Below are 10050 nucleotides of genomic sequence, written 5' to 3'. Positions count from 1 at the left end.
ATCAGCATCGACATCCTGTTGACAGCACCCAACAGCCCATAACTTCATGGCCTTGACCTTTAGGCAGGCCCCGTCGGCCGACCACGTGGCCGACCGGTCCGCGGCTCGCGTCCAGGGGTAGGGGGCGGCGATCCCACGGGAGCGGTCCCCGCCCCTCCGAAAGGGGCCTGCCCCGGACAGCCGACGCCTCCCCATGGGCGGCACCGCCCGGCACCACCCGGTGGGCGGCAAGGCGATTGGCCTGGCCTCCCGTTGCCATCGCCTCGCCGAGTCGCCGAAGCCTTGGATTGGCACTGACCGGTGCGTCCGACCTGGGAAAAAGGCAAAGGGTCTGGCGACTAGGAGCACTTCCCGTGTCGTGCGCGTCAGTTCGTACGATTCGGTCTGGCCGGAACCTGCTCCTCCCCAGTGCGCGTTCCCGCCGCCGTCGACCGGTTCGACGAAGCATCGCCGCCCGGACCAGTCGATGTACGCCACCTGCGGTGACCTTCAGCGATACCGCGCTCGATCCCGTGCTGTTCTGCTCACTCAGCCACGAGCCACACCACACCACGCCGCCGCTCTGCGGGCCACGGGTCTGGTCGTGAGTCACCGCCACGCCGCATTCGTACTGCACACCCTCACCCCACTCGGAGCCGCACGCCTGCGTGCCAACACGCCTGGCCCAGGGCTGACCGGTCCGGGTGAACGGTCGCCGCGACACCTCCGTACCCCCTGACATGACCCCCCAGACACCGACACAGACACCGAACTCCACCCGAGGACACACCGCCCGCCTCCGTCGCGGTGCCGCGTTCGCCCTGCTTCCGCTCGCCGTGGCCTGCGGTGGAGGCGAGGACGACGGGTCGGCGGACCGCAAGCGGGTGGCGGCCGTGACCGCCGCTCCCGAAGCCGGCGTGGTCGCCCCCGCGAAGGTCGAGGTGATCGCCGGGCTGACCGGGTGCACCGCCGAGATCCGGATCGAGGCGGAGGAACTCCGTGAGGGGCAGTGCCGCACGAAGCAGGGCGAGTACCGGATCACCACGTTCCCGGAGGAGCGGTTCAAGGTGACCTGGCTCGACACCGCGGCCGTCTACGGCGGCAAGTACCTCGTCGGTACCCGCTGGGTCGTCAGTGCGCGGCCGGAACTGCTGGAGGGGTTCCGGGCCCGACTCGGCGGAACCGTAAAGGAGTTGCGCGGTGTCGGCCCCGCGGCGTCGCCCTCCTTCGGGCCCAGGGCGTCGGCCTCCTGAGGCCTCCCTCAGCGTCCGGGGTCCCCCTCCGTCTCCTGAGCAACCTCTCGGTCTCTGGGTCCCCCTCCGTCTCCTGGGTCCCGCCTCCGTCTCCTGAGAAACCCCTCCGTCTCCTGGGTCACCCTCCAGCTCCTGACTCCCCCCTCCGCCTCCCGAGCGCCCCCTCCGTCTCCTGAGTCACCCCTCCACACGGAGGTGCCCCAGCACCTCCGCCAGCGGCAGGTCGAACCGGTCCTTGTCGTCGGCCCACCGGCGCAGCACGCTCGCCGCGCCCTCCGCGAGGTCCGGCGGCAGTTCTGCCGTGCGCAGGGTCGCCGCGATCTCCTCCAACTCCGGTGCCCAGCGCCAGGCTCGCGCGGCGACGCTGGGCAGCTGGTCGGTCTCGGCGAGGATGTTGGATGTCAACGAGCTTGCCTCCAGGGCGAGTTCGGCCGCCACGCCGTGGCTCGCGGCGAGCGCGTGCGAGACGGCGGCCAGTACGCGGGCCGACTTCTGGTACGAGGCGTACGACATCTTCAGTGCCGACGCCGCCCCGATCCCGGCATCGAGGGGGCGGGCCAGGACCCGGGTGTCCTCGAACAGCGCCGCCAGCCCGGCCACTTGCTTCCCGTCGCCGCTCAGATAGAGGCGCGGGGCGCTGCCCGGGCCCGGCGGGCCGCCGACGATCGAGCCGTCGAGCATCGGCACGCCGTGCTCCGCGCACGCCGCCGCGATACGCCGCGTGCGGTCCGGGCTGATCGCGTTGGCCTCGACGTACACGCCCCGGAAGGGGTGTGCGAGGACCTCGTGCGCCACGTCCTCCGCCGCGTGCGGCGGGCACACCGAGAGGACGAAGTCGCTATCCGCCAGGGCGGTTTGGAGGCAGTCGGCCGCCTCCAGGCCCGCGTCCCGGGCCCGTTGGAGGCTGGCGGCGCCGCGGCCGGTCGGGACGTACAGCACCCGGGCACCCGCGAGGGCCGCCTGGCCGCCGACCTTCGCGCCCATGGCGCCGGGATGCAGAAGCGTCAACGTGGTCATGGGCCCACGTTAGGCGGGGCCCATGAACGGGTTCGGTGTGCGGGGCCGACAACCAAGCGCGGGCCATGAGTTGCCCTCCGTCGGCCCCGGCTTACTGAAACATTCAACCAATGGATCTTCGGGACCGGTAAAGGGCTCTACCCGCATAGATGATCCCGGTGCTGTCATGCTCACGACCGCCCGGAATTCCTGCCGGGCACCGCTCCGGGAGATCCCCCCATGCCCCGAATATCCCGCTCCCTGGTCACCGCCCTCTCCTCCCTCGCCCTCGCCGCCGCCGGCCTCACGGTCGCCGCCGGCACCGCGCACGCGCAGAGCTGCAGCCAGGACTACCTCCCGCTCCCCGACCCCAGTTGCCAGCCCGGCGACTTCAACCCGGACGTCACCCAGTCCACCATCGACACCACCATCTGCGTCTCCGGGTGGACCGCGACCGTCCGGCCCTCCAGCTCCTACACCACCGCCCTGAAGAAGAAGCAGATCGTCGAGTACGGCTACTCCGACACCAGCACCTCGGACTACGAGGAGGACCACTTCCTCCCCCTCGAACTCGGCGGTGCCCCCAAGAGCGAACTCAACCTCTGGCCGGAGCCGGAGTACGGCACCAAGACCGCCGCCAACAAGGACACCGTCGAGAACAAGCTCAAGAAGGCGGTCTGCGCAGGCACCGTCACGCTCTCCGACGCCCAGGACGCGATCCTCACGGACTGGACGACCGCACTGTCGGACCTCGGCCTGAGCTGAACCCCTCGCCCGACTCAGGGGCCGGTCTCCTCCCTCGGGAGTAGCCGGCCCCTCGCCGCTCCTTCTGGGGAGGCAGACCACGTGCATCCGCAAGGGCGATGTTCTTGGGCGTCGCGAGGAAGAGTGTGGGGCATAGGAGAGGGGCATAGGAGATATGAGCCTCGGGAGGGCGCCATGAACCGACAGATCCGTGTTCGCGTGATTCGCCGGCCCGCCGCGCCCCGCGACGACACCATCGACCGCAGGACGCCGTCGGGGCGGATCCTGCCCTACTGACCCGAGCGGCCCCGCCTCACAGGGGCGACCGCCAACTCACCGTCGTGCCCGCGCCGTCGTACACCCTCAGCCGTACGGCGTCCCGGCCGTCCGGCAGGGGAGTCGTCACGTCGACCGTGATCTCCAGACGGGACGGGTGGGAGACGTCCGGTCGGCGCGACGCGCCGGCCAGGGCGCGGCGCAGGGCGGCGAGGAGTCGGATCGCCACCTGATCGGGGACGAGGGTGTCCACCGGACCCTTGAAGCGGGTCGAGGGCTGGCAGGCGAGGGTGGCCGCCGCCTCCCGAAGTACCTTGCCGCGCAGGCTCGTTGGCGCCTCGGGCGGTGGTTGCTGCAGGGCGAAGATCGCCGTGCGGACCTCCTGGACCGTCGACTGGAGTTCGTCGACGGCGCGTCCGAGGGCCTCGTGGGCCGGGTCGTCCGGTCCGCCCCTGCGCTGCGCGGACTCCAGCAACATGCCGGTGGCGAACAGCCGTTGGACGACCAGGTCGTGCAGGTCGCGGGCGATGCGGTCGCGGTCCTCGTAGACCGCGAGGCGTTCCCGGCCGTGCCGGGCGTCGGCCAGGACCAGGGCGAGTGCGGCCTGGGACGCGAACTGCGTTGCCAGCGACCGTTCTACGGCCGTGTAGGGGCGGTCGCCCGGGCGGCGGGGGAGGGCGAGCGTGCCGATGAGGCGGCCCTCGGCCTGGAGCGGCAGCATCATGCTGGGGCCGAACCGGTGCCGTACATGCGTCGTCATGCGCGGGTCGGTCGCCGAGTCGTCGATGAACACCGGTTCGCCGCCCAGGAGTTGGACCAGGACGGGGCTGCCGGGCGCGATGGTCGTGCCGACGATGTCGCCCGGGTCCTCGAAGGTGGAGGCGGTGACGATCTCCATGCCGCCCGCCTCCGTGGGCTGCAGGATCACCCCCGCGGCGGCGTCGGCCAGCGCCCGGGCGCCCTCGGCGACCGTCGTCAGCGCGTCGGCCGCCCGCTCGCCGGTGAGCAGTGCGGTGGTCACGGCCGCCGCGCCCTCGATCCAGCGCTCGCGCTGCCGGGCCGTCTCGTACAGGCGGGCGTTGCCGATCGCGATGCCGGCCTGCGCGGCGAGGACGTGCAGCAGCTGTTCGTCCTCGGCGGTGAAGGGGGCGGCGGGCTGTTTTCCGGCGAGGTGGAGGTGGCCGAAGATCTCGTCGTGGACGTGGATCGGCACGCTGAGCACGCCCGTGGGCGGCGGTTCGGCGCCCCCGGTGCGGATCTCGGTGAGGCCGTCCTGCCCCGGGTCCGTCGTGCCGAGCGCCGCGTAGCGCGCGCCGGTCAGCTCGGCGGCGCCGTCCACGATGTGCTGGAGCGTGGTGCGCAGTTCGAGCTCGGAGCCGACGCTCAGGACGGCTTCGAGGAGGCGGGAGAGGTCGGGGACGCCGTCGCGCCGGTCGGCCGGGTCCGTGCTCAGGCGGTCGCCAGCGGGTCCAGGACCAGCGGCTCGATCTTGCCTTCGAGCATGTAGCCGAGGCCCTGTACGGCGCACACGTCCGGCCGTTCGGCGATGTGCACCGGCATGCCGGTCGCCGCGCGCAGCATCTGGTCGAGGCCGGGGAGCAGGGCGCTGCCGCCGACCATCATGATCCCGCGGTCGGCGAGGTCGGCCACCAGGTCCGGCGGGCAGTTGCGCAGCACCCGGCCGATGCCGTCGAGGACGGCGGTCAGCGGGGTCTCGATCGCGTCCCGTACGGCGGCGGTGTCGACCTGCACGGAACGGGCGAGACCGGTCGCCACGTCCCGCCCGTGGATCTCGGTCAGGGCCGGGCCGTGCGGGGTGAGACCGTTGCCGGAGAGGGCGAGCTGCAGGGGCCGTACGGACTGGCTCGGGAGCATCAACTCGTGCTCGTGGCGCAGGTGTTGGACGATCGCGTGGTCGACGGCCTCACCGCCCACCGGGATGCGTTCGGCGGTGACGATCGAGCCGAGGGAGAGCACGGCGACCTGGGTCGCGGCGGCCCCGCACACCATGATCATGGTGGCCTCGGGCCGCTCCACCGGGAGCCCGCAGCCCACGGCGGCGGCGATCAGCGTGTCGACCAGCTCCACCCGGCGCGCCCCGAGCCCGACCAGCGTCTCGATAGCGGCCCGCTGCGCCAGCGGATCGGCGTCGTGCGGGGTGCAGGCGGCGGCCCGCAGCCGGGGCTTGCGGCGCAGCGCGCGGCGCACCTTGTCGCCGATCAGGTGCCGCAGCATGCGCTGCGCCATCTCGATGTCGACGACGGTGCCTCCGGAGACGGGCCTGACCACGCGAATGTAGTCGGGCGTACGGCCCGTCATCTTCTCCGCGAACTCTCCTACGGCGATCAGCGCGCCGGTCCGCGTGTTCACGGCGGCGGCGGACGGCTGGTCGACGACGAGCCCGGCGCCCTTGACGTAGACACGGGTGCGGGCGGCTCCCAGGTCGACGGCGAAATGGCAGCGTCGCAGCTGCTCCAGACTGACGGTCATGGAAGGTTCTCCCGAGAGCGGACCGGGGCGTCGCCGGGCGGCGGGCCTCTTTCGCATCGTGCGGGGGCGGGGCGGTCGGCGCGTCTTGTGGTGGGCCGGGCGGGGTGCGGCTGAATGGGGGTATTTGTCTGTTATGTCTGAAGTAAGGAACGCGTAAAGAGTGCTGGAGAGTGTTCTCATGACGGCCCGTCGCTCACCCCGGCCCGGTCCTGATCACCCCCAGCTCCGCCAAGTCCTCCGGACGGACCCGGAGTTGGTCCGCCGTCCGCTCCGTCTCCGTAGGCGCCCGCTTCAGGATCGCGGTGGCCAACTCCGGGGCGATCACCGAGAAGTAACTGTCCGGCGTGGCCCAGGTGTTGCCCGGCGCGGCCAGCGCCAGCGCACCCCCGGAACCACCCTCGCCGATCAGCAGCGTGGTGACCGGTACCCGGGCGGAAGCCACCGCACCGAACAGCTCCGCGATCGCCGCCCCCGCCCCCTCCCGCTCCGCCTCGGCGTCGTTCGCCGCGCCCGGGGTGTCCACCAGCGTCAGTACCGGCACGCCGAGCCGGTCCGCGAGCCGGATCAGCCGTGCGGCGGTCCGATACCCGGCCGGCCGGGTCGCCGTCCCGGCCTGCGCGGCGAACGCGACGGTCCGCCCCGCCCGCTCCCCGAATCCGCACAGCATGCCCGCGTCGGTGCCACCGCACCGGTCCCCTCTGATTGCCAGCCGGTGGGTGAAGTAGTCGTCCAAGTAGCGCTCGGCGCGGGGGCGTTGGGGGGAACGGGCACGCTGCACGGCCTCCCAGCCGGTGGCCGGGGGGCCGGCCGCGCCGAGAGCGGGTGGCATGTTCTCCCGCCCGGTCGTCGGGGGGTCGGCCGTCGTGTGCCGCGTGGCCTCGCCGACCTCGTCGAGGGCAGGTGTCGCGTCCTCCCGCGGGGACACCGGGGGACCGTCCGCCGCATGCCGGGCCGGTCGGGCGTGGTGTGCCGGGCCGTCTCTGCCGGCGGCGGGCGCCGCTCCCTCCCGTCCGGCCGTCGGCAGACCCGACGCACCGAGCGCCGCCGGCACCGGCGCCTGCCCCTCCCACGGCGTGGTCAGCAGCCGCAGCCACCTCCCCAGGGTCTCCCGCAGCCGCTCCGGTTCCACGATCGCGTCGGCCGCGCCCGCCGCCACCTGGGCCTCGGCCGTGTACGCCGTGGGGTCAGCGTCCGGAGGGCGGACCCGGGAGCCCGCGAAGCCGACCTGGGCGCCGGGCAGCGCCAGGATCACATCGGCGCCCGCGCCCAGCGTGGCCCAGCCGCCGCCCGTGGTCGGGTCGCGCAGTACCGCGATCTGGGGGAGACCGGCCTCCCGCGTGAGCGCCGACTGGCGTGCCACGCGCTGGAGCTGGGTGAGGGCGATCATGCCCTCCTGCATCCGGCTGCCACCGGTGGCGATCAACGGCACGACCGGCAACCGGTGTTCACGGGCATACGTGTACGCCGACTCCAGCCGGTCCCCGGTGCGCTCGCCCAGCGAGCCGCCGAGGAAGCCGAACTCGAAGGCGATCAGCACCGCCCGCGTGCCCCCGACCGTCGCCGTACCGCACACCACCGACTCCGACTCACCGGTGCGGTCGGCGGCGCGGGCCCGTGAGGCGTCGTAACCCTGCCAGCCGAGGGGGCCGTCGGGTCTCGACTCCCTTACGGGGTGCGGGAGTTCGCCGAAGTCATCGGCGACGAGGGCCAGGGCCTCGCGGGCGGACAGACACTCAGTCATGGGTCAGGGCGCGCTTGAGGATCTTCCCCATGTCGTTGCGGGGGAGCGCGGAGAGGTGGTGGACGACACGCGGGCGCTTGTGCGGGGCCAGGCGGCCCGCCACGTGGTCGGCCAACTCGGCCAGCTCCGGCGGGGACTGGGGATCAGCCGGCACGATCCAGGCCACGATCCGCTCACCGAGGTCGGGGTCCGGTTCACCGGTGACGGCGGCCTCGCGCACCCCGGGGTGTTCGAGCAGCGCGTTCTCGATCTCACCGGCGCCGATCTTGTAACCCCCGCTCTTGATCAGGTCGGTGGCCTTGCGGCCGACGATCCGGACATAGCCGTCGGGATCGCGCACGGCCATGTCCCCGGTGCGGAACCAGCCGTCGGCGGTGAAGGCCGCGGCCGTCGCGTCGGGCCGGTTGAGGTACTCGGTGAACAGGTTCGGCCCGCGCACCTGGATCTCGCCCACGCTCTCGCCGTCGTACACCGGAAGAGGTGTGCCGTCCTCCTCGACCAGCCGCAGGTCCACGCCCGGCAGCGGGACCCCCACCGTCCCGGCGCGCGGCTCGCCGTCCGCCCGGACGCTCGTGTTCATCAGGGTCTCCGTCATGCCGTACCGCTCGATCACCCGGCGCCCGGTCACCGAGGCGATCCGCTCGTGGTCGTGGACCGGCAGCGCGGCCGAACCGGAGACCAACAGGCGTGCCCGGGCAAGGGACTTGGCGAGTCCGGGGTCGTCGGGGAGGGTCTCCGCGATGCGGTGGTACATCGTCGGCACGCCGAACAGCATGGTCGCCCCGTCGTTCAGCTCCCGTGCCACGCCCTCCGTGCTGAACCTGCCCAGGTGCCGCACCGAGCCGCCGCGCCGCAGCGGGCCCAGGATCCCCAGCACAAGACCGTGCACATGGAACAACGGCAGCCCGTGCACGAGCACGTCGTCGCCGGTCCACTCCCAGGCGTCGGCGAGTGCGTCCAGCGTCGTGGCGATCGCCCGGCGCGGGAGCACGGCACCCTTGGGCGGGCCGGTGGTGCCGGAGGTGTAGACGACGAGGGCCGGGTCCTCGTCGTCCGGCGAGACGGCCGGACCCCCGCCCCCGACACCCCGTACGTCGACGTCGACGCGCTCCAACTCCCGCAGCGCGGGGGGCAGTTCGTCTCCCGGACCCGCCAGCACCAGAGCCGGCGCGCTGTCCGCCAGGATGTGCCCGAGCTCCTTGTCGCCGGACTTCGGGTTGAGCGGTACGGCGGCCACCCCGGCCCGTAGCGCCGCCACCACGGCGACGGCCGTCTCCAGCGAGTTGGTGGCCCACACGGCGACCCGGTCGCCGCCCGCGCACCGGACCGCGAGGGCGTCCGCCGCCGCGCCCAGCTCCGCGTAGGTCAGGGACCGGTCGCCGAACCTGAGGGCGGGCTGCTCGCCCGGGTTCGTCAGGGCCGGGAAGAGGGTGGACACGCGGTGCGCTCCTTAGCGGTCGGGGCAGTGGTCCCCGGCGCCGGGGACACCCCCGTTCCTACACCACGTCCGCCACCACACAACTGATGTTGTCCGGACCTCCGGCCGCGTTCGCCGCGTCGACCAGGGACCGTACGGCCTCCTCCGGGTCCTGGCCCGCGGTCAGGAGTTCGCGGATCCGGTGCTCCGGGACGACCGCGGTCAGGCCGTCCGAGCACAGCAGATAGCGGTCGCCGCGGCGGGTGTCGTGGAGTTTCAGGTCGGGGTCGCCGGTGGTGAGGGCCTTGAGGAGCAGTGAGCGCTGCGGGTGCGACCCGGCCTCCTCGACGGTCAGCCGGCCCTCGTCGATCAGCGACTGGACCACCGAGTGGTCGTGGGTGATCCGGAACAGCCCGCCCTCGCGCAGCAGATACGCGCGCGAGTCCCCGATGTGCACGAGCGCCAGCTGCGAGCCCGTCCACAGCAGCGCGGTCAGGGTCGTGCCGTTCTCGGCGGGATCGGCCACGTCACGGACCGCGTAGGTGGCGCCCCGCACCGCCTCCTCCAGGAGGTTGAGCACATTGCCCGCCGGCACCTCCTCGGTGTCCAGGAACCGCAGCGCCTCCACCGCCGCGCTGCTCGCGGGCCCGCCCGCCGGTCCGAACCCGTCGGCGACCGCGAGCAGCCGCGCGCCCGCGTACGCGGTGTCCTGGTTGGAGGGGCGGACCTGCCCGCGGTCCGAGTGGGCGGAGTAACGCAGTTCGAGCATGGTGGTGTCCTTTCCGGGTACGGCCGCCACGGCCGCGAGATGGTCGGCGGAACCCGGCGAGATCCCGCCGTACCGCCGTCTCCGCCTCGACCCGGGCCCAGAAGGCGCGGATCGCACGGGCGGCGGCGGCCGGTTCGAGGGCGCACACCTCACGGATCGAGGCCAGCGGCATGCCCAGCCGCCGCAGCCACGCGACCAGCCGCGCCTGCTCCAGCTGCCCGACCGCGTAGTAGCGGTATCCGGTGTCGGGGTCCACCCGCGCCGGCCGCAGCAGCTCCAGCTCGTCGTACAGCCGCAGCGCCTTCGGCGACAGCCTGCACGCCCGCGCGAAGGCCCCGATCGTCAGCATGCTCATGCAGACCCCCTGTCTCTCCGGGTCTCTCCG

At 72.9% G+C, this 10050-nt stretch carries 7 protein-coding genes and 1 pseudogene; 2 read left to right on the top strand and 6 right to left on the bottom strand.

Annotation, left to right across the window (positions count from 1 at the left end):
- Positions 1-719: 719 nt before the first annotated feature.
- Positions 720-1232, top strand: a complete 513-nt coding sequence (locus ACWDEW_RS40895; protein WP_450520200.1) for a hypothetical protein — start codon at positions 720-722, stop codon at positions 1230-1232.
- A gap of 177 nt (positions 1233-1409) precedes the next feature.
- Here the strand turns inward: ACWDEW_RS40895 and ACWDEW_RS40890 are convergent, their stop codons facing one another.
- The gene (locus ACWDEW_RS40890) at positions 1410-2249 is read right to left on the bottom strand and encodes a DUF1932 domain-containing protein (RefSeq protein ID WP_450520198.1); all 840 of its coding nucleotides are present in this window, start codon (positions 2247-2249) and stop codon (positions 1410-1412) included.
- Between the two features lie 219 nt (positions 2250-2468).
- On the opposite strand from ACWDEW_RS40890, the gene ACWDEW_RS40885 reads away from it, so the two are divergent.
- The gene (locus ACWDEW_RS40885; protein ID WP_450520196.1) at positions 2469-2993 is read left to right on the top strand and encodes a hypothetical protein; all 525 of its coding nucleotides are present in this window, start codon (positions 2469-2471) and stop codon (positions 2991-2993) included.
- A 292-nt stretch (positions 2994-3285) separates the two neighbouring features.
- On the opposite strand, the gene ACWDEW_RS40880 is transcribed toward ACWDEW_RS40885, so the two are convergent.
- From ACWDEW_RS40880 to ACWDEW_RS40860, 5 genes and pseudogenes are all read right to left on the bottom strand, one after another.
- Positions 3286-4701 carry a GAF domain-containing protein gene (locus ACWDEW_RS40880; protein ID WP_450520213.1) on the bottom strand — a complete coding sequence of 472 codons (1416 nt, stop codon included), beginning with the start codon at positions 4699-4701 and terminating at the stop codon, positions 3286-3288.
- Entirely contained in the window at positions 4698-5738 is a 1041-nt protein-coding gene (locus ACWDEW_RS40875; RefSeq protein ID WP_019067023.1) for a rod shape-determining protein, read from the bottom strand. The genes ACWDEW_RS40880 and ACWDEW_RS40875 overlap by 4 nt, the downstream gene beginning before the upstream one ends.
- Positions 5739-5931: 193 nt before the next feature.
- Positions 5932-7479, bottom strand: coding sequence for a carboxyl transferase domain-containing protein (locus tag ACWDEW_RS40870; RefSeq protein ID WP_450520194.1), 1548 nt, complete (start codon positions 7477-7479; stop codon positions 5932-5934).
- The gene (locus ACWDEW_RS40865; RefSeq protein ID WP_450520192.1) at positions 7472-8917 is read right to left on the bottom strand and encodes an acyl-CoA synthetase; all 1446 of its coding nucleotides are present in this window, start codon (positions 8915-8917) and stop codon (positions 7472-7474) included. Before ACWDEW_RS40865 ends, ACWDEW_RS40870 begins: the two co-directional genes overlap by 8 nt.
- 58 nt (positions 8918-8975) lie before the next feature.
- A pseudogene (locus tag ACWDEW_RS40860) lies at positions 8976-10020 on the bottom strand (MerR family transcriptional regulator).
- Positions 10021-10050 lie beyond the last annotated feature (30 nt).

It is taken from the genome of Streptomyces sp. NPDC001100 (assembly GCF_053598575.1).
This window is presented reverse-complemented; position numbering and strand designations above follow the sequence as displayed.

Bases quoted from the DNA above. Each gene is read 5' to 3' on its own strand.
- ACWDEW_RS40885 (WP_450520196.1), top strand. From the start codon at position 2,469: ATGCCCCGAATATCCCGCTCCCTGGTCACCGCCCTCTCCTCCCTCGCC.
- ACWDEW_RS40890 (WP_450520198.1), bottom strand. From the start codon at position 2,249: ATGACCACGTTGACGCTTCTGCATCCCGGCGCCATGGGCGCGAAGGTC.
- ACWDEW_RS40895 (WP_450520200.1), top strand. From the start codon at position 720: ATGACCCCCCAGACACCGACACAGACACCGAACTCCACCCGAGGACAC.
- ACWDEW_RS40870 (WP_450520194.1), bottom strand. From the start codon at position 7,479: ATGACTGAGTGTCTGTCCGCCCGCGAGGCCCTGGCCCTCGTCGCCGAT.
- ACWDEW_RS40875 (WP_019067023.1), bottom strand. From the start codon at position 5,738: ATGACCGTCAGTCTGGAGCAGCTGCGACGCTGCCATTTCGCCGTCGAC.